This window comes from Chryseobacterium gleum (genome assembly GCF_900636535.1).
Taxonomy (GTDB): domain Bacteria; phylum Bacteroidota; class Bacteroidia; order Flavobacteriales; family Weeksellaceae; genus Chryseobacterium; species Chryseobacterium gleum.
On sequence record NZ_LR134289.1, the window covers coordinates 1,897,627 to 1,919,325 of the forward strand.

The following is a 21,699-nucleotide window of genomic DNA, read 5'->3' on the forward strand; positions in this document are numbered from 1 at the left end:
TCCCCACTCTTACAAACAAAGCCCTAACTCGTAAACCCTCACATTCTCAAACTCTCAAACTCTCCGACTCTCAAACTCTCCGACTCTCAAACCAAAAACTCCAATATTCTCCTCCACTCTTCCAGTTTCTTTTCAAAGGAAACGGTGTGAAGCGGACTTGTGGAGGGCAATTGAAAGATGGGCAATTTATAATTTTTTCCCAGCAGCTTTTGTAAGTTTTTGTAAGACTTTCCACCATTGCAGAAAATAGCTTTGATGTTCGGATGTTCTTCCAGCAGTTCAGCAATCTGATTGGCTTCTTCATTTCTGATTTCAGAATCCAGGCTTCCTTTTCTCTCACAGGAATCAATGACATCCCAAAGGGCAATATGATGCTTCTTTATGGTCTCAATTCTTTGGATGTAATCATCAGTAAAATCTTCATTCAGCAATTCAAAAATGATTTTCCAGAATTTATTTTGAGGATGGGCATAATACTGCTGTTTTTCCAATGATTTCACTCCGGGAATTGATCCTAAAATCAGAATTTCAGATTGAGCATTAATAATAGGTGGAAATGAAGAAATACGCTTTTGCATATTCAAATATAGAGATTTTATTTTCTTTTATCAGGCTGGAAGCTGGGAGCTTGATGAAGGAAGTTATTGAGGATTTAGCTAAAGCTATCGGAATTTTTAATCATAAAAAAACGGGCTAAAGCCCGTTTCTATTGATATTTTATATTGTTTATCTTATAAAGTTTCCTTCAGCCAGTCGAAGAATTCTCTCTGCCATACCAGTCCGTTTTGTGGATGAAGTACCCAGTGGTTTTCATTCGGGAAGTATACCAGTTTAGATTTTAATCCTCTTAATTTTGCAGCCTGGAAAGCTTCCTGACCCTGCTCGTAAGGAACACGGAAATCAATTCCACCCTGAACGATCATGATCGGTTTGTTCCATTTATCTACAAAGTTGCTTGGGTTGAACTCTGTATATGCTTTTGGAAGAGGCTTTTCCCATGGTGAACCAAGATCCCAGTTTGCAAACCAAAGTTCCTCAGTAGTCAGATACCATGATTTCATATCAAATAATCCGTCATGAGCAATGAACGTTTTGAATCTGTTCTCATGGATTCCTGCCAGCATAAATACGCTGTAGCCTCCATAACTGGCTCCTACTGCTGCTACTCTGTCACCATCTACGTACGGTAAAGTTTTCGCAAAATCTGTTGCAGCCAGATAATCTCTCATTGGCTGTCCGCCCCAGTCTCTTGAAATTTCTTCATTCCATTTTGTTCCCCAGCCCGGCATACCTCTTCTGTTTGGAGCTACTACGATATAATCGTTAGCTGTCATTAGGGCAAAGTTCCATCTTACGCTGAAAAACTGAGTAAGAGCAGACTGTGGACCACCCTGGCAGTACACTAAAGTCGGATATTTTTTATTCGGGTCAAAGTTCGGCGGATAATGGAACCAAACTCCCATTTCCTTACCGTCCGAAGTTTTCACCATTTTAAGTTCAGATTTCCCCTGAGCCAACTTAGCGTATGTTTCTTTGTTAGCTTCAGTAACCTGCTTCATTTCTCCATTTTTAATATTTACAGAGAATAATTCTGTGGCATGGTTGATATCTGTTCTTCCTACTAAAAGTGAAGTTTTGTTGTCTGTAAAGATTTCGTTAACGTCAAAATCTCCTTTGGTGATCTGCTGTACTTTTGCTGTTTTTGAATCCAGTGAGAAAAGCTGTTTTGTTCCTCTGAACGCTGCCGTAAAGTAGATCGTTTTTGAATCTGCTCCCCAAAGTACATCTCCTGAAACACTTTCATCCCAGCCTGAAGTAAGATTTGTGATCTTCCCTGACTTCCAGTCCAGGATTTTCACATCATTTTTATCTGCTTCATATCCGTCTCTGGCCATACTCTGCCAGATCAGAGATTTTCCGTCCGGACTGAATTTTGGATTTACATCATATCCCTTGTTGGATTCAGTAAGATTTTTGGTGGTACCTGATGCCAAATCGTAGGCAAAGATATCGGTATTGGTACTGGTAGCATACTCCTTACCGCTTTTAGGTTTTGTAACATATAAAAGTTGTGCAGAATCCGGGCTCCAGATAAAGTCTTCAGCACCACCGAAAGGTCTTTGCGGGGAATCCCATGTTTTCCCTTCCAGAAGATCTTTAGCTCCTTCTACTTTATCAGAAGCGTTCACTACAAATACATGGTTGTATTTTCCTTCATTGAAGTAATCCCAGTGCCTGTGGTTCAGGTCTGTGTAAACCTGTGCTGTGGTTTTAGGAGTATCACTGAATTTGTCTTTCCCCATTACTTTTTCCACCAACACCTGCTTGCTGAAAGCTATTTTCTTTCCGTCCGGAGAAATGACAATATTATCTGCTTCCCCAATGGTATAGAATTCTGCCCATGTTTTTCCGGCATCTTTAGAAAGGTAGATTTTATCCCCTTCCTGAGCATAGATCCCGTTTTTATCCCACTGAATAAGTGCTTTTTTACCGAAATCAATTTTGGAAGACTGATGATTAAGAACATTCAGAAAATAATTCTCGTTTTTCGTTTTTTCTGTTTTCAGATCTACCTGTCCTACTTTATAAATAAGGGAACCCTGATCCGGTGAAACTGCCTGTACTCCAACTTTTTTCAAAGTCCAAAGAATTTCAGGCGTCATTACTTGTTGTGCGTTCATTAAAAGCGGAGCTGCCAAAGCCAGCAGACTGTACTTAAGTTTCATATGTTGATATTCATTTTTTAACGGATGTACAAAATCAGTTGATTTTTTAGCATCCTTTTATTAAATTCAAAGATTGCCAAAGTTAATATTTAAAATAAAAACGGACGAAAGAATTAACATTAAAATTTAAACCAGGTGATTTATTAACAGGTAAACTTTATTAATTTATAAAAAACAAATTAATAACCCTCTTCTATGAAAAAGTTTATCCTTATTTCTTCATTTCTTGTGTCCTCATTCTTCTTTTCCCAGCTGACGACAGATTCGAGCGGAATCCTGTTTTATCTAAGTTTATCAAAAATAAAAAAATCCGCTCGTTGAGCGGATTTTTATTTAGGTATGCAATGTTTTTAATTAATCTCCATCTGAGAACATTGAGTTCGCCAAAGAGGTTACAATTGACAATAATATACTGAAGATAAATGCCCACCAGAAGCCATCTACGACCATACTGTCGATGAAATAGTCTGCAATCAGAACAATTGCGGCATTAATTACCAGAGCAAAGAATCCTAAAGTAAGAATCGTTAGCGGAAGACCGAATAGACTTAAAATTGGCTTCACAAATATGTTAAGAACCCCAAGCACAATAGCAAAGATAATGGCTGAAGAGAATCCTTCAAAATGTACCCCTGGTAAAATTTTGGTTAAAAGGTAAGCGACAATCGCTGTAATAAATAGTCGGATAATTAAGTTCATTGTGATATTTTTTAATGTTTATGGGGTTTGTGGAGCAAAAGCCATTCCATTCCGAAAAAAAGAATTCTTTAAAACCCTTTATTGAAGGAATATTTTGTCTTTTATTTCGCTTAATATATTATTTTATTTTCATCATAGTCACTAATGAAGTCGCTACATGACTTTCTGATTCAGAACCTTCAGTCTGAACATAGATTTCCGTCCTCACCACAATGATTTTTCCACCACCTTTAATGACATAAGATTTTGAAACCAGAGCATCTCCCATTGCAGGACGAAGATAATTCACTTTCAGCTCAACGGTTACTACATAACAGTCCTCAGGATAATGGCTCACAGCAGCGTATCCTGAAGAAACATCCACTAAAGAGGCAATCATTGCCCCATTGAACATTCCGGCTTTTCTGGTCATCATTTCCATTTTAGGAATTTTCATGGATATAAAACCGGTTTCTACTTCCAGCAGTTCTGCTTTATAAAACTGTAAAGTTTCCGAACGGTTGAAGCTGTCTGTGATGAGTTTTCTTTTCTCTGGTGTCATAATTTGAATTTGTATGTAAATTTAAACATTGATTTAAATAGTAAGGAATAAAAGAGTAATTTTTAAGAATCAAAAAGCCAAATGTCGGAACTTCACATCTTCAGTAGATGTATTTATATTATTATGATAAAGACTGTGAAAGTATTGAAGTTCGAATATAAGGCCGAATTCCTGCGGAATGACAAAACACAATACTTTGTCTATCCGTACAGTTTGTCATTCCGTAGAAATCCCGGTATAGTTTGGTTGGAAACGCAAAGGCGCAGGTTATTCCCAATTCATATGTTTTTAAGGCGCAATGATTTTATCTCCGATAAAATGGTTATTGTTTCCGGATTGCTAGAAAAGTAGAAGGTTAGAATCCTTCGAAGTGACAAGACACAATACTTTGTCTATCCGTACAGTTTGTCATTCCGTAGGAATCCCGGTATAGTTTGGTTGGAAACGCAAAGGTGCAGGTTATTTCCCGGGTCATATTTTTTTAAGGCGCAATGATTTTATCTCCGATAAAATGGTTATTATTTCATGAAATTAATTAACTTTCACTTGTTTTCTTCAAAACAGAACTCATCAATTATGCTGAATGATTACAAAAAATACGAATTATTTGGAAAAACCCTGATCCAGAAAATTGATCTGAAAGGTCCGTTCAGATATGATTTTCCAGTTTCGGAGCAGGCGTGTTTTCTGTATGTTATTAAAGGTGAGTTTCAATATAAAACAGATGAGCAGGAGTTTGATATTGCCACGAATTATTCCCTGCTTCTGAACTGTATCAGTGCCGGAAAACATATTCAGCATTCAAAATCAGAGGACTGCAAGATTGTCATCGTTACTTTCTACCCGGATATCCTGAAAAGAATCTATGACAGGGAGCTGCCTTTATTGCTGCAAAAGCCTGTCAATAAGGTTTCTAACAAATCAAGCGGGAAAATAAATAATGATTTCCTGATTCAAAAATATGTAGAAGGACTGCTTTTTTACTTTGAAAATCCTTCACTTATTAATGAAGATATATTAATTCTTAAGGTAAAAGAAATTATGCTGTTGCTGGCCCAGTCACAGAATGCAGATTCAGTTCAATTGATTCTTTCACAGCTTTTCTCTCCTACCACTTATTCTTTTAAGCAAATTATTGAAGCCAATTTATTTTCACAGCTCACGATCGAACAGCTTGCAGACCAAAGTAACCTGAGCGTATCATCTTTCAAAAGAGAATTTGCAAAGCTATATCATGATACACCCGCCAACTATATCAGAAATAAAAAACTGGAAAAGGCTGCCGAACTATTGTTAATATCAGATGAACGTATCACCGATATCGCTTTTGACTGCGGTTTTAATGACCTGGCCACCTTTACCAAAAACTTCAGCGATAAATATCATATTTCTCCCTCCGGATACCGCCAGAAACAGAAAGAAAAACAGTAAAAACATTTCTATATTATTATCCAGCATTTCTTATTGTAAAGAGATGCTTTTTTGCTGGACCAAACTCTCAAATACTTGAACCAAATCACAAAACCATTTCTGTATTTCTGTCGCAAATTTGTACCATCAGTTTCACGAGAAACAAAATGTGTATAATTTAAAATTATCTCAATATGAATCTATCAGTTTTAGGAATTTTTCATACCATTATCGGTATCGCTGCTCTTATTGGAGCCATTACAGGATTTATCAAATATGGTAAAATTGACCTCGCTCAGCGGTCGGGAAAAGTATATTTTTATGCTACTGCCATAACATCACTTACAGCATTAGCAATCTCGAAACACGGCGGTTTTAATGCCGGGCATGTATTTTCGCTGTTTATCATCGTTTTGATCTCTGCTGCCTACTTTCTGTTTGCCAATAAAAAAGAAAGCAGGAAAGCCAGGTATTTTGAGAATTTTTTACTGTCATTCAGTTTTTTTCTGTCATTAGTTCCTACTATCAATGAGACTTTCACAAGGATTCCGATTGGGCACCCTTTGGCTAAAGATATTAAAGATCCCATCATCGGACAGACACTTCTTGTTATTTTTCTGCTTTTTATCGTTGGATCGGTTTTTCAGTTTATCAAGCAGAAAAGAGCTAATGTTGGGATTTCTTGATGACTATGTGTTCAGCAAAGCGTAAAACCACCCCGTCAAAAATTCTTTGAATTTTCGCCACCCCTCCGAAAGAGGGGAATTTTTACGTCTTCAGATGAAGTATTTGCAAATAGAATAAAGAATTGAGATTGAATAGAAAAGCGTATGGCTGGATTCCTAAGGAATGACAAATACAACGCATAGTCTATTCATACAGCTTGCCATTTCGTAGGAATCTCAGTATAACTTGGTTGGAAAACGCAAAGGTACAGACTGTGTATCTAATTGTATGCTGTTAAGACGCAAAGATTTTATCTCCGATAAAATGGTTATTGTTTCCGGATAGCTAGAAAAGTACAAGGCTGGATTCCTGCGAAATGACAAAATACAACACTTAGTCTATCCATACAGCCTGTCATTCCGTAGGAATCACGGTATAGCCTGTTGGAAAAAACAAAGGTGCAGACTGTGTACCTAATTGTATGCTGTTAAGACGCAAAGATTTTATCTCCGAGAAAATGGTTATTGTTGCACAATAGCTAGAAAAGTACAAGGCTGGATTCCTGCGGAATGACAAAATACAACATTTAGTCTATCCATACAGCTTATCATTCCGAAATAGTCTTGGTGCAGTTTGGTTAGAAAACGCAAATGCGCATGTTGTTTATTGAATTGTATGCTTTAACGCGCAAAGATTTTATCTCTGATAAAATTGGATAATGCCAAAATTGGATTAGCTAAGCTGTACCTGAAAATCATCACTTAAAGTCAAAACACCTTCTGTAATTGCTTCCGTATGTGCGGAGAAGCCTTTCAGTTTTGAAGTTTTTCCTTTTAAAGCCAGGTCTAAAAGCTGTTTATCGGATAATTTCTTGCCGAAAATCTCAAAAGTAATTTTAAAGCCGCAATTTTTGAAATCGGAACATCCGACTGCAGTTTTTCCTTTGATCAGATTATGTTCTTTACATTTCGGACATTTTGTTTCTTCCCAGGACTGAAGTTCTTTTTTCTGTGCGGGTTCTCTTTTTTTCTTCTCCTTCATTTCTTCTTTTGCTTCTTCCTCAAGAGTGATCACTTTTCCTTTTCCATACACTACTTTTTCAGTCAATTCTGTCACCATCTGAATCAGTTCTTCTTTGAAAAGATTGGCTTCATACTCGCCTTTTTCAATTTTACGGAGTTTAGATTCCCATTCTCCCGTCAGTTCCGGACTTTTTAAAAGTTCGTCTTCGATGGTGTCAATCAGCTGAATTCCGGTTTGGGTAGCGATCAGATTTTTTCTTTTCTTCTCAATGTATTTCCTTTTAAAAAGGGTTTCAATGATGTTGGCACGGGTGGAAGGTCTTCCTATACCGTTATTCTTCAGCATTTCACGCAACTCTTCATCTTCAACCTGTTTTCCGGCCGTTTCCATGGCTCTCAGCAAGGTTGCTTCGGTGTATGGTTTGGGAGGCGTTGTTTTTCCCTGGTGGATCATCGGATCGTGGGGTCCCGTTTCTCCTACGACAAATTCAGGAATGGTTTGTTCTTCCTCTTTTTCTTTTTCCTTATCGGTTACTTCTTCTTTAGGCTCTTTGGCGTAAACGGCTCTCCAGCCTGCTTCAAGAACCTGTCTTCCGCTGGTTTTGAAAGGAATGGTTCCTACTTTTCCTTCCACCAATGTGTTTGAAATTTTACATTCCGGGTAAAATACAGCAATGAAACGTTTTGCAATCAGATCATAAATCAGTTTTTCTTCTCTGCTCAGATTCTGTGAAGGCGGAATTTCCGTAGGAATGATGGCATGGTGATCGGTTACTTTGGTATCATCGAAAACGGCTTTTGATTTTGGAATCGGAGCTTCCAGCAACGGGGCAATCAGGTCCTGATAAGGATACATTTTCTGAAGTATCCCTGGTATTTTCGGATATAAACTGTCTGATAAGTAAGTGGTATCAACACGCGGATAGGTTACGTGCTTCTTTTCATAAAGACTTTGCACATAATTCAACGTATTTTCGGCTGAGTATCCATATTTTTTATTGGCTTCCACCTGAAGTCCGGTCAGGTCGAAAAGTCGTGGATTTTTTTCCTTTCCTTCTTTAATTTCGAAAGAAACGATCTCAAATGGATTGACTTTAAGATATTCCAATCCTTTTTCTGCACGTTCCAACGTTTTTAAACGATCAATTGCCGCACTGAAAAGAACATCACGGTATCTGGTTTTCAGTTCCCAATATTCTTCTGTGGTAAAGGCATCAATTTCTTTCTGACGCTGCACAAGCATAGCCAATGTGGGAGTCTGCACCCTTCCGATAGAAAGAACAGCTTTATTCCCTCCGAATTTCTTCGTAAAAAGCCTTGTAGCATTGATTCCCAACAGCCAATCTCCTATCGCTCTGGCATTTCCGGCAAGATATAGATTTTTATAATCTTCTGCAGGTTTTAAACTCGCAAACCCCTCTTTAATAGCATCTTCTGTAAGGGAAGAAATCCATAAACGCTGAACCGGTTTGTTGCATTTTGCCTTCTGCAATACCCAACGCTGAATGAGTTCTCCCTCCTGCCCGGCATCCCCGCAGTTAATGACCTCATCACATTCTTCGACTAGTTTTTCAATGACTTTAAACTGATTTTCCACACCTTTATTCGGGATCAGCTTGATTCCAAAGCTGTTGGGAATAATCGGCAGTGAAAAGAGATTCCAGGATTTGTATTGTGGGCCGTAGTCGTGAGGTTCTTTCAGGGTGCAAAGGTGTCCGAACGTCCATGTTACGCAATAGCCGTTCCCTTCCATATAGCCTTGTTTAGGCATGGTAGCGCCCAATACTTTGGCAATATCTCTGGCAACACTGGGTTTCTCGGCAATACATAATTTCATGAACTCGGGTTTATTGAAGGAGTGCAAAAATCGGTATTTTTTTTGACTTTTCAAATTGGGAGAGCAATTGAGATTTTTAGAACTTAATTATGGATAGCACATGCCGGATATGACATGCTTGTATAAAGATGTTTATATTTTTATATAAAAAACGAAATGTAAGTAAGCATAAAAAAATTACTTATCAAAACCCAAGCTTCTGCTTAATCCGATTTTTAATCCGATTGTAAATGAATTAAAAGTATTTCTGTTATCAATATCATTTGATAAATATACTTTTTTAAGGCCTTTTGAATACATAGCAGTAATTTCCATCCAATCTGTGAGTACTACTCCTGCTCCGGCATTTATAAGATAATCAATATTTTTCTCCCGATATTGCTTTTCATTTCCATTGCTCGCATAATTTATTTTCCACACAATGTAATCAATCTGCCCGCCTGCAACTATATAATATCTGCTTTTTTCACGATTAAAACTCAGGTAATTTTTAAGATTAACCCCTCCTCCCAGTTTATTTAATTCAAAATTGGAATTATATGGATTCTTTACAGGAAGTGAAACTTCTGCAAATGGTTGTAAAAAAAGTTCACTGGAATTGAAATAGGCAATTTCAGAAAGTGCCACATCCACAGCTAAAGTTGCCGAATATCTGTTCATCCATTGATTTTCATTATTATTTTTTAGACTGCCTCCACTGTAATTGAATCCAAGGCTCCATCTCATATTTTCATTATAAAACTGCGAGAAAGCTTTCCCTGAAAATAATAGGAAAAGACAAATGATAACCATTTTTTTCATCATGTATTCTTAAATTGTATTGAGGAGAAATTCCATTGGTAAGAACTCTGAATCTTTAATTTTAATAGCAGAGAGGAACTTCTTTTTACGTTACAAAAGTATCCACGTGATCGTAAAAAACATATACTGCAAAAGCACTTCAACGATATAAAGTACTTCAGAACAATGATTTGAAAAAAAAACGAAGTAATTATGAAGTATATATTTCTAATACATTTTAGATTTAACAATACATTTTAGATTTAACAATACATTTTAGATTTAACAATACATTTTAAGAAAAAGCTCTTGATGAAAATTCGCAACAATCAAAAACTTACAAAAGAAAAGCCTCCTTAAAAAGGAGGCCGGATCAACAATGTAATGAAACCAGGTTCATTATTTCTTATTTTAAAATGGCGTTGGCCATTAAAAAGACTTTTAGTAACCTTAAAGTGTCATCGGTACTTCCATCAGAAGAATTTCCGTACCTTCTTTAAGGGCTTTGATATTGAGATTCTGGATATCCCATACTCCGAATCCATCTCGTTCTTCCAAAGTCTCTCCGCCTATTTCCGCACTTCCTTTCAAGATGAAAACATACACTCCATTTCCTTTTTTTCTGATCTGATAACCGGTTTCTTTATTCTGATCAAAAGTTCCCAGATGAAACCATGCATCCTGATGAATCCATACGCCTTCATCATCTGCATTGGGAGAAAGGATCTGTTGAAACTGATTTTGACCTTTCGTTTTGTCTAAAGTGATCTGGTCATATCTCGGTGTCACATTTCTTTTTTTGGGGTAAATCCAGATCTGAAGAAATTTTACAAGCTTATCGCTGTTTTTATTGAACTCACTATGCATGATTCCGGTTCCTGCACTCATCACCTGGATATCTCCGCTTCTGATTACGGCTGTATTTCCCATGCTGTCTTTATGCTCAAGATCGCCTTCCAAAGGAATACTGATGATCTCCATATTATCGTGAGGATGCGTTCCGAAACCTCTTCCTGCTTCCACTTTATCGTCATTCAAAACCCGCAGGACTCCGAAGTGCATTCTTTCAGGATTGTAATAATTGGCAAAACTGAAAGTATGGTTGCTCAACAGCCATCCGTGATCGGCCTTTCCTCTTGTGTCAGCTCTGTGGATTACAGAGTTTTCTTTTATTTTTGATTCTGTATTGGGAAGATGATTATATCCGATCGGTTCTAATGGTTCGATCTCATCTATGTCATTTTTCATAGCACTTGCCAGAGAGGCTGATGCCACAAACATTCCTGTTCCCAATAATCCTTTCTTTAAAAAATCTTTTCTGTCCATATCAGATTGTTTGTTCATTTTAATAGTACAAATTTAGAGAGATCAGAAACCCTGCACATTTAACTAGTTTAATAAATGACTTTAAAGCAAAAAAAAATGCCGGATATTTTTGTATTCGGCATTGTAACTATAGTGGATTGCTGTTTTTTTGGAAAAGTAAGAGTCTTTTTGCTCTTAAGTCCTAAAGGATGACTTTGTCTAGATTCCTACTGAATGACAAATTGTGTGGGTAAAGCCATTGTTTCAATTGTGTCATTCCGTAGGAATCTCACTGTTTTATTACTGTTGATCTTTGAATTAACAAAACTAAGCAGAGAGTTTAAGACATGAAGCTTACTTTTCTTTTGAAGCAAGACGTTTTCTGATGGTGCTTACAAATTCTTTTGAAACCCCAAGATAAGAAGCGATATAATATTGTGCTACTCTTTGCGGGATGGAAGGATATAGTTTGATAAATTCAAGATATCTGTCTGATGCGGTTTTGGAAATAGTGTCTACCAACCTGCCCTGAAGGGTGGCAAGATTTCTTTGAACCAACATTCTGAAGACTCTTTCAAATTTTGGAACTTCCTGCAGTAATTTTTCTTTTGTTGCCGGATTCAGCATATAGATTTCCGAATCTTCCAGCGTTTCGATAAAAACCTTAGAAGGCTTCTGTTCCTGAAATGATGCAATATCACTGATCCACCAGTCTTCAATAGCAAACAGAAGAGTCACTTCCGTGCCATCATCATCCAGACAATACATTCGCAAACATCCTTTCTGAATATACCCTTCAAACTGGCAGACCTCACCTTCCCTCAACAAAACTGTTTTCTTGGGAAACGACTGACAAACCAGCAGATCTGTAAAAACTTTCTCTTCTTCCGGAGTAATAGAAATGAAACGGGTAATATTTTTGATGATATTTTCAAACATAATGCAGAGTTTACCCCTGCAAATTAGGAAAAAGACTGTAAACTTCGTTCTTTAAAAGTCCACTTCCTCCTCCATAATGATCAATTACTTTCACATCTTTATCCAAACCGGCACAAAAAACTTTTATATCTTTCTCAAAATCATCTTCTAAGCCTGAGCTTAAAAGGACAATATCAACCGTATTATTTTTTATATAGTCATAGCAGAAATTTTCATCACTTTGTATTTCTGCTGTCCAACCTTCATTATTCTCTATAATTCTTTTTAACGTATCAAGAATCTCCTGATTCTTTCCAATCACTAAAAAATGTAATGTTTTCATTTTCTTTAAGGTTTAAAATTCAAAGTTTAAAGTTCAGGGTTTAAAGTTTATATTGTTTACATAAAAGGTAAAATGACGATTTAGATTCCTTCAGAATGGCCTAGTGTCTGGATAAATAAAGCGCTTAGTTTGTCCATTCAGTAGAAATCTAAACACTTTGACTTCTAAATGCTCCCACTCAATAACCAACCTCGAAACCTGCCTCCACCCCTAGTAACTCTCAAACCCTCTAACTCTCTAACTCAAATCCCGGAATCCCGTACTTCGTTCTACAAATGTCTGTTTCCCGTAATCTTCAGCTCATTCAGATCCAGCTGTGATTCTGCTTTTCTTATTTCATCATCACTGAAGAGTTTTTCACGTTTCATTTTAAACAATTCTTTTCTCTGCAGTGCAAATATATCCAGCATTACTTTATGGTACTCTGCCATATCATTCTGCCTGTTGGTACACATCTCAATGGAGCTTAAATGATTCTGGTGGACTTTAATATCATTTTCCAGTGTCTTTTTAAGATTGATAAGCATGTTATTACTGTTTAGCAATTCAGTATACTTTTTGTCAAGCTGATCTGCGGCCAGCTTATCCAACCTGATCTGAATTCCTGCCTGTTGCTCGTGAGAAGGAAGAATAGGATCTATCTCCTTGATTTTGGTCAGTTTAATAATCAGAGGTAATGTCAATCCCTGAAACACCAGGGTTACAAAAATGACAACAAACGTGATGAAAATAATCAGGTTTCTCATGGGAAATTCTTCCTGACTGTTCATCATGACCGGAATTGAGAGTGCTGTAGCCAGGGAAACCACTCCTCTCATCCCTGCCCATCCTATAATTAAAGGATTTTTCCATCCCGGACTTGGATCACGACGTACCTTTTCACTGAACCATCTTGGAAGATGCGCCACGGGATAAATCCACAACAAACGTACTGCAATAACAATCAGGCTTATGATTAAACCATATTTTATTCCTTCCATTAATGAGGTTTCACCCAGTCCATTAATAATATCCGGAAGTTCAAGCCCTATCAATACAAAAACCAAAGCGTTCATGACGAAGATCAGTGTATTCCAGACTCCCGTCATATTGATTCTTGTGGTTCCTGTTTTGAAAATTTCGTGCGCACGGAAAGACATAAACAGTCCTCCACTCACCACAGCCATTACTCCTGAAAAATGAAAATGCTCTGCAGAAAGAAACAGAATATAAGGAGTAATCACTGTAACAGCAGCGTCAATCGCCGGTGTTGTAGGTAGAAAACGGTGGATGGCATAGAAAACATGGGCACCCGCAATTCCTACCACGACTCCCATTCCTGCTACCAGAAAAAACTGTCCTGTTGCTTCATGCATAGAAAAAGCACCTGTCATGACAGCAGCCAGCGCAAACCTGAAAACAATCAATGATGAAGCATCATTAATCAGGCTTTCCCCTTCCAGTATGGCGATGGTACGCTTGGGAACCTTCAGTCCTTTTAAAACGGTAGTGGCAGCAACTGCATCCGGCGGCGAAACAATTCCGCCCAATAAAAACCCTAATGCCAAGGTGAAACCCGGAATCAGCATCTGTGAAGTATAGGCAACCACCAGGGAAGTCAGAAATACAAGACCAAACGCCAGCAGGCTGATGGTGCGTTTCCACTTCCAGAAATCATTCCACGAGGTATACCAGGCCGCTTCATACAAAAGAGGCGGCAGGAAAATTAAAAATATAATATCCGGATCCAGTTTTAAAATGGGTACGCCGGGAATCATACTGATCCCTAATCCGGCCAGCACCAGAAAAATAGGATAAGCAATTTTAATCCGTTGCGCCAGCATTACCAGCAACATTACCAGCAATAAAAGTCCCAGTATTAAAAGTAACTGTTCGTGCATGTTTTTAGAAGTTAGAAATTAGAGGTTAGAAGTTAGTTCTCATGTTTGGATAATTTAGGTTTTGGCTAAAGCCAGTGATTTTTTGTTTTTTTGTTTGGCGGGCTAAAGCCCACCGCTATTGAATGCTAATTTATACATTGGGTTAGATTCATATGGAATGACAATATGAGCGGATAGATAATGCGCATACTTTATCATTCCATAGGAATCTTCACTTCATTAAACACTTAGAGGATCAAAAATTACCAATAATTCAAAGGTAAAGTACTTAATTAAAAATAATCGCGTTGGACAACTCAATCTCTTCTTGATTAATGGAATGCCCGAAGTTGGCATATACTTTTTCGGTTACCTCTGCATTCATTTCTCTTAAAATATTTGCGGTAGCATATACTCTTTCTACAGGAACGTGAAAATCAGGGTTGCTGGTTCCCAGGAAAACAGGAGTTCCGGCAAAGTCACCTTTATAATTTTCGCGATTGATTTTATCTCCTATCACTCCTCCAATAATAGCAGCTGCACCACCGAATTTCTGAGCGTTACGGGCCAGAAACTCAAGAGTAAGACAGGCTCCCTGTGAAAACCCAAAAAAGTATATATTTTCTGGTTTAATTCCTGCATCCACCGCTGCTTTTACTGTTTCTGCCACCATTTCCATGGCTGATGAAAGCCAGGGCTCATTTTGTTCTGTCGGTACCATAAATGAATAGGGATACCACGTATGATTCAAAGCTTGTGGCGCAAGCAGTGCATAATCTTTCACATTCAAATGCTGGGATAAACTTAAGATATCCTGAGCACTTCCTCCACGTCCGTGAATCATGATCAAAGCTTTTTCTGCCTGATTCAAAGGTATTCCTGCTGTTTTTATATTTAAAATATGACTCATTATTTCTATCTGAATTTTTCTGTTGGGTAATTGATTACAGGAAGAACTTCTGTAAGACGCTCTCTTCTTTTTTCAAACTGTAGAGGCAATTGCAGATCTTCTCCTAAAAATGCAGCTTCCTCATCTACATCGAATCCTGGACCTGAAGTGGCAATTTCAAACAATACACCGCCCGGCTCTTTAAAATAGACAGAGGTAAAATATTTTCTGTCTTTCACTTCGGTATGTTCCAGTCCGTATGCATTTAATCTCTTTACCATTTCAAGCTGAGATGCCGCATCCGGAGTAGCAAAAGCCACATGGTGAACGGTTCCTCTTCCTGCCAATCCTTTCAAGGCATTAGGCGTAGAAAGCAGATCTACATATTTTCCCGGCAGATTTTCTGTTCCCAGTCTCAGTCTGTCAGGACTTTCTTTGATTACTTTATGGTCCATCTGTGTCGTAAGCAGAGCAGCTGTTCTTTCATAGGCGTCATGCCAGATTTCTACATGATGGATTCCCTTGATTGCATAATCTTTAGGAATATAACCATTGTAATATCCTTTTCTTTCGTCCTTATCATTAAAAACCAATTCCAGTCCCAGCCCGTCAAAATCTTCAAGATAAATAAAAACTTCATCTGAAAATCTTTGCTGTGGCTGCTTAAAAGGAATATTAAACTGCTCCAGACGGTTCATCCAATAATCCAGAGCATCTATGGAAACGGAAAAAGCTGTGGTATTAAGCATGCCTTTACCATGCCTTCCATTGATCAGATCTTTACCATACGGAAAAGTGGTCATAATTGTTCCCGGTGTGCCGTATTCGTCACCAAAATAAAAATGATAGACATCCGAGTAATCGAAATTGACTGTTTTTTTAACTAAACGAAGTCCTAAAACTCCGGTATAAAAATCTATATTTTCCTGTGCATTACCGGTAATTGCCGTAACGTGATGCAGTCCTGTGATAAGGTTCATAGTGATAAAATTGTTAATTGGTTATTATGATGGGATTCGAGATTCGGGGGTTGGGTTAATAAGATCGAAACGCTCAAACCCTCTTACCCTCTCACTCTCAAACTCGAATTTATAAACTCGTATCCCGAAACCCGACTCTCAAACTCATTAGAGCTCTTCCTTCAGCCAGACATCATTATATTCTTCCGGATGGCGTTTGAACTGAGCGTGAACATACGGACACAACGGCATAATCTTCAAATCATTTTCTCTAGCATAAGATACCAGTCTCTCCAGTAAAATTTTGGCAAAGCCTTTTCCTTCATATTCCGGATTCACTTCCGTATGGTAAACAGTCAGTTTTTTTCCAATGACTGAAATATCCATTTTACCTGCTTTATGTTCGTCTGAGAAAAGCTGAATTTCTCCTTTTCTTCCTTCTAACACGATTTCTGTTCTTTCCATTTTGTTTATTTTTAATTCTTAATTCAAAATTAGCATCTTTATCAGAGCCTGCCGATGATCTATGATAATTTCGGAAGCACTCCTTCTATTTTCTCGCGTATTCCCTCGTATTGTACAGGAAGTTTCAGATTGGTTCCCAGTTCATTCAAAGGTTCATCCACTGTGAATCCCGGATTATCAGTAGCGATTTCAAATAAAACACCGCCCGGTTCACGGAAATACAGTGAATAGAAATAATCCCTGTTGATTTTCGGAGTGATGCTCAATCCTGCAGATAAAGCTTTTTCGCGGTATTCCATCAGAACATTATCATCTTTTACTCTGAATGCAATATGGTGATTGGTTCCTGCAGCATTTCTTCCCGCAGGAATGCTATCGTTTTCAATAATATCTACCAGATTAGCGGTATCAATGGCATCGGTTGCAAATCTGTATCTTTCCCCCTCCTGTTTTTTCAGATCATATCCTAAAATATCGGTCAGAACTTTGATTGTAGGATCTGCTTTTTTTAGGGTTAAAGTAACATTATGAAATCCTTTCAATGCATTTTCGTTCTTAATATCATCAGTTGTCCATACTTTTCTGTTGTCATCACCTGAAGGTTCTATAAACTGTAACTGAAGTCCGTCCGGATCCGTAAAAGAGATCATCTTTTCACCAAATATTTCGCCTTCTTCTACATTGACATTAAAATCCTGCAAACGGCTTTTCCAGAATTCAAGACTTCCTTTCGGCACAGAATAACCGATGTGGGTAGCCATTCCGCTTCCGTTGGTTCCTTTACCAATTCCTTCCCATGGAAAAAAAGTAAGGATGGTTCCCGGAGTTCCGTTTTCATTTCCGAAATAGAAATGATAGGTTCCCGGATCATCGAAATTTACGGTTTTCTTTACCAGTCTTACGCCTAAAACTTTTGTATAAAAATCTAAATTTCTTTTCGCATTGTCTGCTATTGCTGTAATATGGTGCAGACCTAATATTCTATTGTCCATGTCTTTTAATTTTGATGCTAAATTACAGTGAACAGAAATCCTGTGCATTTAACTAGTTTAATAAATGCAATTTCTTCTTTTCCTTCAAAATATATAAGTCCAGAATAAGATTTGCACAATTCCCAAAAATCCCTATTTATTTTATATTTTCCACAACATCAATGGCTATATAATTTCAGTAAAATTTCGGTTAACTATCAGAAAAAACTACATAAAGCATTTTTAAACAATAAAAAATAAAATACATAACAATTTGATTTTAAATAAATTAAACTGTTAACAATAAATTAATACCTAAATTGTCTACTTTTTTAGTGGACTAATAAAAATTATATTATATATTTGCAACCGTATTCATGAAATAAAATAAAATGAAGGCAGAATTAAAAAATAATGCAATGAAGAAACATACCATCAAAAAAATGATGAAGCATATCTGTATGCCTGTAAATCAGGAATACTGTGGTTGACCTTACTTTTATTTAGACATATTTTGTAAAGGCCCTACCACGTTGTAGGGCCTTTTTTATTGAACACAACAACATTAAAAACATAAAAATGAGCAATTCTAAAAACAAATGGTTGATTCCATTGGCGTTTACAAACATCTATGTGATTTGGGGAATTACGTTTTTAGCTATTTCATTTGGCTTGAAAGGTTTTCCTCCATTTATTCTTTCGGGATTAAGATTTCTGGTGGCGGGAATTCTGATGATCGGATATCTTCTTTCTAAAGGAGAAAAAGCAAATTCCATCATTAACTGGAAAAAAAATGCCATTACCGGAATTCTCATCCTTACCGGAGGAACCGGCCTTGTAGCCTGGGGAGAACAATATGTAACGGCTTCCGAGGCCGCAATTTCTATTGCAACCGGGCCGTTCTGGTTTATTGCCATCGACAGAAAAAACTGGAAGTATTATTTTTCAGATAAATTTATTCCGATCGGACTGGTCATCGGATTTGTGGGTCTGGTACTCTTTTTAAAAGGCAGCGTACATGCTAATGAAGCCCATGCAGCGGTTGATGGAAATCTTCGCATTACGGCATTTGTGGTGTTGGGATTAAGTTCTATCGCATGGGTGCTGGGCTCTTTATATTCGAAGAAAAATCCGGCGTCACAATCAACCTTTATGAATATTGCGCAACAGCTTATAATAGCGGGACTGGCTTCTTTTTTAATTGCTTTTTTCAGAAAAGAATGGACTGGTTTTTCGGTTTCTGCGGTTCCGTTATCTGCATGGTCCGGAGTGCTATTTTTGATCTTCTTTGGATCGATAGTCGCTTATTTGTCGTACATTTGGCTTCTGTCCGTAAAACCCGCTGCTTTGGTGAGCACCCATACCTATATCAATCCTATTGTAACAGTGATTGCAGGCTGGATTATTGCCCACCAAAGCATCAATGGAGGTCAGCTGTATGGTTTATTTGTCATATTGCTTGGAGTACTTTTAACGAATGTGACCAAGTATTTCAAACTTTCAAAACGGTCGAAGGTCAAAATCAGAAGAATTAGGAGATTTTTAAACAGAACAGGCAGACCTTATCAGCCTATTTAAACAGTATATAAAATCAGAATGATAGAAATCAGAAATATATCAAAAACATTTCACCAGAAAAAACAGTCTTTTAAAGCACTGGACAAGGTGAGTCTTACCATAGAGAAAGGAGATATTGTAGGAATTATAGGATTTTCAGGGGCAGGAAAAAGTACCCTGATCCGTACAGTGAATCTATTGGAAAGACCGGATGAGGGACAGATTATTATTAACGGAAAAGATTTTACTGCACTCAACTCGAAACAGCTGGCTGAGGAGCGCAAAAAAATAGGAATGATTTTCCAGCATTTCAATCTTCTTTCTTCAAGAACTGTTTTTGATAATGTGGCACTTCCTCTGGAGCTGGATCACACCAGCAAAGATCAGATCAACAGAAAAGTTAACGAATTACTGAAGATTGTAGGACTGGAGGATAAAGCCAACGATTATCCCAAAAGCCTATCCGGAGGACAAAAACAAAGGGTAGCTATTGCAAGGGCCCTGGCCAATGATCCTTATCTTCTTCTTTGTGACGAAGCCACCAGCGCACTGGATCCCGCTACAACACAGTCTATTCTTCAGCTTTTAAGAGACATCAATCAGAGGCTGGGAATTACGGTTCTTCTAATTACCCACGAAATGGAAGTGATCAAATCGGTATGTAACCACGTTGCTGTGATCGACAAAGGAAAATTATTAACAAAAGGTACATTAAGCGAGATTATTTCGGACAGAGAAAACCCGATCATCCGCCAATTTATAAATTCAGACATCATGACCCTGCCACAGGAACTCATCAGCAGACTTCAGAAAGAACCGAAAGACGGTTTGTTTCCGCTGATAGAAATAGAACTTAACGAAAACGTCAGTGTTGAACAAATTCTTTCAACACTATACAACCAATATAAAATCCCTTATAAACTTTTAAAAGCTGATGTGGAATACTTCGGAGATTCCAACTTCGGTAAACTTCTGCTGCAGCTTCAGGGTGGTACGGAGGAAAACCAACAGGCGATCTATTATTTCAATCAAAATAAAATTCAAAATACAGTAAAAGGATATGCTTAGTGACGCGGTAATTGCCCTTTTGGCAAAAGGAACCTGGGAAACGGTTTACATGACATTTTTATCCGGCTTTTTCGGTTTTGTGCTGGGACTTCCGGTAGGAATCCTGTTGTTTTTAACCAGAAAAGGCCAGCTGCTGGAAAATACTTTTTATCATAGAGGACTTTCTATTATCGTTAATATCTTCCGTGCGATTCCTTTTATTATTCTGATCGTATGGATGATCCCTTTTACCAGAGTTTTAGCAGGAACTTCTATCGGAGTGAATGCCGCTTTGGTTCCTCTGAGTGTGGGAGCAGCACCTTTTATTGCGAGACTTGTAGAGAACAGCCTTATTGAGGTTCCTCATGGACTTATAGAGACTGCGAGAGCATTGGGAGCTTCGCCGCTACAGATTATCAGAAAAGTTTTGCTTCCTGAAGCACTTCCTTCATTAATCAACAATGCAACCATCACTTTGATTACCCTTGTAGGTTACTCCGCAATGGGAGGTGCTGTTGGAGCCGGAGGACTTGGCCAGGTGGGCTACCAGTATGGATATATCGGATATGATATTGTTATTATGAATACAGTTTTGATTCTGCTGGTTCTTTTGGTTTTCATTATCCAGTTTATGGGCGACAGATTGTCAAAAAGGTTTGATCACAGGTAATTTTGAGTGAGAGGGTTTGAGGGTTTGAAAGTAATTTCATTTATCTTTTACCCTAATTTAAATAAAAAATAGAATGAAAAGAATAAAAATTTTTAGTTTAGTAGCTGCAGGGATATTACTGTTCAGTGCTTGTTCTGGAAGAAAGGACGACCCGAATTTCATCCGTGTCGGGATCACTTATGGTCCTGAACAGGAAATTGCTGAAGTGGCGAAAAAAGTAGCTAAAGATAGATACAATCTGGAGGTGGAACTTATTCCCTTCAATGATTATGTGGTTCCCAATGAAGCACTGACTAACGGAGATATTGATGCCAATGCCTTCCAGCATATTCCTTACTTAACGGAACAATCCAAACAGAGAGGCTACAACCTTGTACCGGTAGGAAATACATTTGTATATCCGATTGTGGCTTATTCAAAAAAGATTAAAAATATCAGTGAACTGCAGGACGGCAGTACGATTGTTATTCCAAATGATCCTACCAACGGAGGACGTTCTTTGCTTCTGTTGCAGAAAAACGGATTGTTGAAATTAAAAGCAGGAGTCGGACTTCTTCCAAAAGTAACTGATATTACAGAAAATCCGAAACAGCTGAAAATTATGGAAATTGAAGGCGCACAGATTCCAAGGGTTCTGGATGACAGAGATGTTGTGGTAGGGGTAATCAATAATAATTTTGCGGCTCAGGCAGGTTTAGATCAGGAAAAACAAGGAGTTCTTGTTGAAGATAAAGATTCACCTTATGTAAATGTGGTTGTAGCGAGACCTGATAATAAAAACAGCCAGAAAGTAAAAAACTTTGTGAAAGCCTATGAGTCTCCTGAAGTGGAAAAGAAAGCTAAGGAAATTTTCAAAGGTGGTGCTGTGAAAGGATGGGATTGATGAGTTGGAGGGTTTAAGTGTGGGAGAGTTTTAGAGTATTAGAGTTATGAGAGTGGATGCGGGTTGGAGAGTAAGAGGGTTTGAGTGTAGACTCTTTCGGAATGAACAAACTGCACGCTTTATCTATATGTCCATCTTGTCCATTCCGTAGG

Annotated in this window: 20 protein-coding genes; 6 read left to right on the top strand and 14 right to left on the bottom strand. The window is 37.8% G+C overall.

The features are described 5' to 3' along the window. Positions 1 to 86: 86 nt before the first annotated feature. The 4 genes from EL165_RS08745 to EL165_RS08760 all read right to left on the bottom strand — a co-directional run bounded on the left by EL165_RS08745 (position 87) and on the right by EL165_RS08760 (position 3,966). A complete protein-coding gene (locus EL165_RS08745) occupies positions 87 to 578 on the bottom strand; it encodes a DNA-deoxyinosine glycosylase (RefSeq protein WP_041461422.1) in 492 nt (163 codons plus the stop codon). Between the two features lie 153 nt (positions 579 to 731). Continuing rightward, positions 732 to 2,726: a S9 family peptidase gene (locus EL165_RS08750; RefSeq protein ID WP_002977777.1), complete on the bottom strand. Its 1,995-nt coding sequence runs from the start codon at positions 2,724 to 2,726 to the stop codon at positions 732 to 734. Between the two features lie 354 nt (positions 2,727 to 3,080). Beyond that, on the bottom strand, positions 3,081 to 3,425 hold the full coding sequence (locus tag EL165_RS08755; protein ID WP_002977776.1) for a phage holin family protein: 345 nt from the start codon (positions 3,423 to 3,425) through the stop codon (positions 3,081 to 3,083). 118 nt (positions 3,426 to 3,543) lie between these two features. Further along, positions 3,544 to 3,966 carry a PaaI family thioesterase gene (locus tag EL165_RS08760; RefSeq protein WP_002977775.1) on the bottom strand — a complete coding sequence of 141 codons (423 nt, stop codon included), beginning with the start codon at positions 3,964 to 3,966 and terminating at the stop codon, positions 3,544 to 3,546. A 525-nt stretch (positions 3,967 to 4,491) separates the two neighbouring features. Here EL165_RS08760 and EL165_RS08765 point away from each other — a divergent pair. Continuing rightward, positions 4,492 to 5,397 carry a helix-turn-helix domain-containing protein gene (locus tag EL165_RS08765; RefSeq protein WP_228370507.1) on the top strand — a complete coding sequence of 302 codons (906 nt, stop codon included), beginning with the start codon at positions 4,492 to 4,494 and terminating at the stop codon, positions 5,395 to 5,397. 173 nt (positions 5,398 to 5,570) lie between these two features. Then, positions 5,571 to 6,062, top strand: a complete 492-nt coding sequence (locus tag EL165_RS08770) for a hypothetical protein (RefSeq protein WP_002977773.1) — start codon at positions 5,571 to 5,573, stop codon at positions 6,060 to 6,062. 712 nt (positions 6,063 to 6,774) lie between these two features. On the opposite strand, the gene EL165_RS08775 is transcribed toward EL165_RS08770, so the two are convergent. The 10 genes from EL165_RS08775 to EL165_RS08820 form a co-directional block, all read right to left on the bottom strand. Beyond that, a complete protein-coding gene (locus EL165_RS08775) occupies positions 6,775 to 8,901 on the bottom strand; it encodes a type IA DNA topoisomerase (protein ID WP_002977772.1) in 2,127 nt (708 codons plus the stop codon). A gap of 177 nt (positions 8,902 to 9,078) precedes the next feature. Next, complete coding sequence (locus tag EL165_RS08780; protein ID WP_002977771.1) at positions 9,079 to 9,705, bottom strand: hypothetical protein; 627 nt, start codon at positions 9,703 to 9,705, stop codon at positions 9,079 to 9,081. A gap of 426 nt (positions 9,706 to 10,131) precedes the next feature. Beyond that, positions 10,132 to 11,025 (bottom strand): pirin family protein, encoded by an 894-nt coding sequence (locus EL165_RS08785; protein WP_002977770.1) that lies wholly within the window; start codon positions 11,023 to 11,025, stop codon positions 10,132 to 10,134. Positions 11,026 to 11,340: 315 nt separating this feature from the next. Then, a complete protein-coding gene (locus EL165_RS08790) occupies positions 11,341 to 11,925 on the bottom strand; it encodes a Crp/Fnr family transcriptional regulator (RefSeq protein ID WP_002977769.1) in 585 nt (194 codons plus the stop codon). 10 nt (positions 11,926 to 11,935) lie between these two features. Then, positions 11,936 to 12,247, bottom strand: a complete 312-nt coding sequence (locus EL165_RS08795; RefSeq protein ID WP_002977768.1) for a hypothetical protein — start codon at positions 12,245 to 12,247, stop codon at positions 11,936 to 11,938. Between the two features lie 269 nt (positions 12,248 to 12,516). Beyond that, on the bottom strand, positions 12,517 to 14,127 hold the full coding sequence (locus EL165_RS08800; protein ID WP_002977767.1) for a Na+/H+ antiporter: 1,611 nt from the start codon (positions 14,125 to 14,127) through the stop codon (positions 12,517 to 12,519). Between the two features lie 268 nt (positions 14,128 to 14,395). Then, a complete protein-coding gene (locus EL165_RS08805) occupies positions 14,396 to 15,016 on the bottom strand; it encodes an alpha/beta hydrolase (protein WP_002977766.1) in 621 nt (206 codons plus the stop codon). 5 nt (positions 15,017 to 15,021) lie between these two features. Continuing rightward, positions 15,022 to 15,975, bottom strand: coding sequence for a VOC family protein (locus EL165_RS08810; RefSeq protein WP_002977765.1), 954 nt, complete (start codon positions 15,973 to 15,975; stop codon positions 15,022 to 15,024). Between the two features lie 147 nt (positions 15,976 to 16,122). Next, entirely contained in the window at positions 16,123 to 16,419 is a 297-nt protein-coding gene (locus tag EL165_RS08815; RefSeq protein WP_002977764.1) for a GNAT family N-acetyltransferase, read from the bottom strand. A 59-nt stretch (positions 16,420 to 16,478) separates the two neighbouring features. After that, positions 16,479 to 17,411, bottom strand: a complete 933-nt coding sequence (locus EL165_RS08820; protein ID WP_041461662.1) for a ring-cleaving dioxygenase — start codon at positions 17,409 to 17,411, stop codon at positions 16,479 to 16,481. Between the two features lie 558 nt (positions 17,412 to 17,969). Between EL165_RS08820 and EL165_RS08825 the strand changes: the two genes are divergently transcribed. The 4 genes from EL165_RS08825 to metQ all read left to right on the top strand — a co-directional run bounded on the left by EL165_RS08825 (position 17,970) and on the right by metQ (position 21,547). Then, positions 17,970 to 18,968, top strand: a complete 999-nt coding sequence (locus tag EL165_RS08825) for an EamA family transporter (protein ID WP_002977762.1) — start codon at positions 17,970 to 17,972, stop codon at positions 18,966 to 18,968. A gap of 18 nt (positions 18,969 to 18,986) precedes the next feature. Then, entirely contained in the window at positions 18,987 to 20,015 is a 1,029-nt protein-coding gene (locus EL165_RS08830) for a methionine ABC transporter ATP-binding protein (protein WP_002977761.1), read from the top strand. Continuing rightward, positions 20,008 to 20,664, top strand: a complete 657-nt coding sequence (metI, locus tag EL165_RS08835; RefSeq protein WP_002977759.1) for a methionine ABC transporter permease MetI — start codon at positions 20,008 to 20,010, stop codon at positions 20,662 to 20,664. The genes EL165_RS08830 and metI overlap by 8 nt, the downstream gene beginning before the upstream one ends. A gap of 73 nt (positions 20,665 to 20,737) precedes the next feature. Continuing rightward, complete coding sequence (gene metQ, locus EL165_RS08840; protein WP_002977757.1) at positions 20,738 to 21,547, top strand: methionine ABC transporter substrate-binding lipoprotein MetQ; 810 nt, start codon at positions 20,738 to 20,740, stop codon at positions 21,545 to 21,547. Positions 21,548 to 21,699 lie beyond the last annotated feature (152 nt).

Coding starts and splice junctions, on each gene's coding strand:
- EL165_RS08745 (WP_041461422.1), bottom strand. CDS start 578: ATGCAAAAGCGTATTTCTTCATTTCCACCTATTATTAATGCTCAATCT.
- EL165_RS08750 (WP_002977777.1), bottom strand. CDS start 2,726: ATGAAACTTAAGTACAGTCTGCTGGCTTTGGCAGCTCCGCTTTTAATG.
- EL165_RS08755 (WP_002977776.1), bottom strand. CDS start 3,425: ATGAACTTAATTATCCGACTATTTATTACAGCGATTGTCGCTTACCTT.
- EL165_RS08760 (WP_002977775.1), bottom strand. CDS start 3,966: ATGACACCAGAGAAAAGAAAACTCATCACAGACAGCTTCAACCGTTCG.
- EL165_RS08765 (WP_228370507.1), top strand. CDS start 4,492: ATGAAATTAATTAACTTTCACTTGTTTTCTTCAAAACAGAACTCATCA.
- EL165_RS08770 (WP_002977773.1), top strand. CDS start 5,571: ATGAATCTATCAGTTTTAGGAATTTTTCATACCATTATCGGTATCGCT.
- EL165_RS08775 (WP_002977772.1), bottom strand. CDS start 8,901: ATGAAATTATGTATTGCCGAGAAACCCAGTGTTGCCAGAGATATTGCC.
- EL165_RS08780 (WP_002977771.1), bottom strand. CDS start 9,705: ATGATGAAAAAAATGGTTATCATTTGTCTTTTCCTATTATTTTCAGGG.
- EL165_RS08785 (WP_002977770.1), bottom strand. CDS start 11,025: ATGAACAAACAATCTGATATGGACAGAAAAGATTTTTTAAAGAAAGGA.
- EL165_RS08790 (WP_002977769.1), bottom strand. CDS start 11,925: ATGTTTGAAAATATCATCAAAAATATTACCCGTTTCATTTCTATTACT.
- EL165_RS08795 (WP_002977768.1), bottom strand. CDS start 12,247: ATGAAAACATTACATTTTTTAGTGATTGGAAAGAATCAGGAGATTCTT.
- EL165_RS08800 (WP_002977767.1), bottom strand. CDS start 14,127: ATGCACGAACAGTTACTTTTAATACTGGGACTTTTATTGCTGGTAATG.
- EL165_RS08805 (WP_002977766.1), bottom strand. CDS start 15,016: ATGAGTCATATTTTAAATATAAAAACAGCAGGAATACCTTTGAATCAG.
- EL165_RS08810 (WP_002977765.1), bottom strand. CDS start 15,975: ATGAACCTTATCACAGGACTGCATCACGTTACGGCAATTACCGGTAAT.
- EL165_RS08815 (WP_002977764.1), bottom strand. CDS start 16,419: ATGGAAAGAACAGAAATCGTGTTAGAAGGAAGAAAAGGAGAAATTCAG.
- EL165_RS08820 (WP_041461662.1), bottom strand. CDS start 17,411: ATGGACAATAGAATATTAGGTCTGCACCATATTACAGCAATAGCAGAC.
- EL165_RS08825 (WP_002977762.1), top strand. CDS start 17,970: ATGAGCAATTCTAAAAACAAATGGTTGATTCCATTGGCGTTTACAAAC.
- EL165_RS08830 (WP_002977761.1), top strand. CDS start 18,987: ATGATAGAAATCAGAAATATATCAAAAACATTTCACCAGAAAAAACAG.
- metI (WP_002977759.1), top strand. CDS start 20,008: ATGCTTAGTGACGCGGTAATTGCCCTTTTGGCAAAAGGAACCTGGGAA.
- metQ (WP_002977757.1), top strand. CDS start 20,738: ATGAAAAGAATAAAAATTTTTAGTTTAGTAGCTGCAGGGATATTACTG.